Annotated in this window: 2 protein-coding genes; both read left to right on the forward strand. The window is 73.7% G+C overall.

Annotated elements, in window-relative coordinates; genetic code table 11:
• Positions 1-1,521: ShlB/FhaC/HecB family hemolysin secretion/activation protein (locus IQ458_RS19430; protein ID WP_203323839.1), on the forward strand; the 1,521-nt coding region annotated here is incomplete at its 5' end.
• A gap of 29 nt (positions 1,522-1,550) precedes the next feature.
• A partial coding sequence (locus tag IQ458_RS19435; RefSeq protein WP_203323840.1) for a DUF2341 domain-containing protein occupies positions 1,551-2,470 on the forward strand: 920 nt, incomplete at its 3' end.

Raw genomic sequence — 2,470 nt, forward strand, 5'->3', positions numbered from 1 at the left:
GCCGAGGCACCGGAGGCGCCGAGCGCGCCGCCGCAGCGGGTGAGCATCCAGGAGTACCGGGTGCGCGGCAACAGCGTGCTGGCGGCGCGGGAGATTGAGCAGGCGGTGATGCCGTACCTGGGCCCGGGGCGGACGCTGGCCGACGTGGAGGCCGCGCGCGATGCGCTGCAGGCGGCCTACCAGCAGCGCGGCTACCAGTCCGTGTACGTGGACCTGCCCGAGCAGCAGGTCAGCGGCGGGGTGGTGGTGCTGCAGGTGACCCAGACCCGGGTGGGGACGGTGAACGTGGTCGGGGCCCGGCACCACGACCCGGAACGGCTGCGCGCGGCGGTGCCGGCGCTGGCCACCGGCCAGGTGCCGGACTTCCGCCGCGCCCAGGACCAGCTGGCCGCGCTCAACCGCACCGCGCGCCGGCAGGTGGTGCCGCTGGTCAAGCCCGGGGCCACGGAGGGGACCATGGACGTGGACCTGAAGGTGGAAGACACCGCGCCGTGGCGGGCCAGCCTGACGGTCAACAACGACCACAGCGTGGACACCACCCGGCTGCGCAGCATCCTGAGCGTGGGCCACGACAACCTGTGGCAGCGCGAGCACAGCGCCTCGCTGAGCTGGTTCGCCGCCCCGCAGGACGTGGACGAGGCCAGCGTGTGGTCCGGGTCCTACCGGCTGCCGCTGGGCGGGCCGGACTGGCAGCTGGAAGCGGCCGGCTACCGCTCCGACAGCAACGTGGTCTCCAGCGGCACCACCCAGGTCACCGGCAAGGGCCACGCGGTGGGCCTCAAGCTCAGCCACCCCCTGCCGCAGGCCGGGGCCTGGTGGCACCAGTGGACGCTGGGGGTGGACTTCAAGGACATGGACGAGGCGGTGGCCCTGACCGGGATGGCCAGCGACTTCGCGCCGCTGAAGTACGCGCCGGTGACCCTGGCCTACAGCGGGTTCCGCCAGGGCGAGCGACACCAGTTCGCGCTGGGCCTGCAGGCGGTGTTCGGCGCGCGCAGCGTGCTGGGCTACGGCAGCGGGGCGGACGCGTTCGACTGGAAGCGCGCCTATGCCGATGCCAGCTTCTTCGTGCTCAAGGCCGATGTCAGCGACACCTACAGCCTCGCCAGCGGGGCGCAGTGGTACGCGCGGGTGTCGGCGCAGCTGACCGACCAGCCGCTGGTGTCCGGCGAGCAGTTCGCCGCCGGCGGCATGTACACCACCCGCGGCTACCGCTCGGCCGAGGCCATCGGCGACTACGGGGCGATGTTCACCCTGGAGTGGCGCAGCGCGCCGCTGACCCGCTGGGGCCTGCGCGAGTGGCGCTTCCACGGCTACCTGGACGGGGCCTGGCTGGGCCTGCGCCGGCCGCTGCCCGAACAGGAAGCCGAGGCCTCGCTGGCGTCGCTGGGGTTCGGGACCAGCTTCCGGGTGGGCGAGCACTTCGACGTGCGCCTGGACTACGGCCACAGCCTGCTGGACGGGCCCACCACCACCCGCGGCGCGGACCGGCTGCACGTCAGCGTCGGCGCCAGCTACTGACCCTCATTTCTTTTTCTGGAGATTTTTCCATGCAACGCGTCCTTCTCCTGTTGTTGATGTTGCTGGGCCTGTCGCTGCCGGCCAGCGCCCGGGCCCAGGAACCCGGTCCGGCCTGGTGGCAGGCCGACTGGAAGTACCGCAAGCCGCTGACGGTGGACGCCGGCCCGCAGGGCGCGGGCCTGGCCACCGGCCCGGGCCGGCTGCCGGTGCTGGTGCGCCTGCACGCGGGCAACTTCGCCTTCGACGGGGTGGGCGAGGGCGGCCGGGACCTGCGCTTCATCGCCGCCGACGGGCACACCGTGCTCAACCACCAGGTCGAGCGCTACGACGCGGCCGCGGCCATGGCCCTGGTCTGGGTCGACGTGCCGTCGCTGAACCCGGGCGCGGCGCAGACCCTGTGGATGTACTACGGCAACCCGCAGGCCCCGGCCGCGGGGAACGGCCAGCTGGTGTTCGACCCGGACTACACCGCCGTCTACCACTTCGCCGGCACCACCGCCCAGGTCCAGGACACCACCGCCTACGGCAACCACGCCAGCGGCCCGTTGACCGCGCTGGAGGCGGCCCTCATCGGCCGCGGCGCGCAACTGGGCACCGCGCCCTTCCAGCTGCCGGCCTCGGCCTCGCTGGCGGTGCCGGCCGGCGGGACGATGAGCTTCTCGGCCTGGGTCAAGCCCGAGGCGGCCGGTCCGGGCCAGAGCGTGTACCTGCGCCGGGACGGGGAGCACCTGCTGTGGCTGGGCGTGGACAACGGGGTGCCGTTCGTGCAGGTGGACCAGGCGCGCAGCGCGCCGGTGGCCGCATTGCCGAGCGGGCAGTGGAGCCATCTGGCCTTCACCGCCGACGCCGGGGCGGTGGTGCTGTACGTGGGCGGGCGCGAGGTGGCGCGGGTGGCCACGCCGCTGCCGGCGCTGGCCGGTCCGGCCTGGGTCGGCGGCGAAGGCACCCC

This window comes from Pseudoxanthomonas beigongshangi (assembly GCF_016820515.1).
Taxonomy (GTDB): domain Bacteria; phylum Pseudomonadota; class Gammaproteobacteria; order Xanthomonadales; family Xanthomonadaceae; genus Pseudoxanthomonas_A; species Pseudoxanthomonas_A beigongshangi.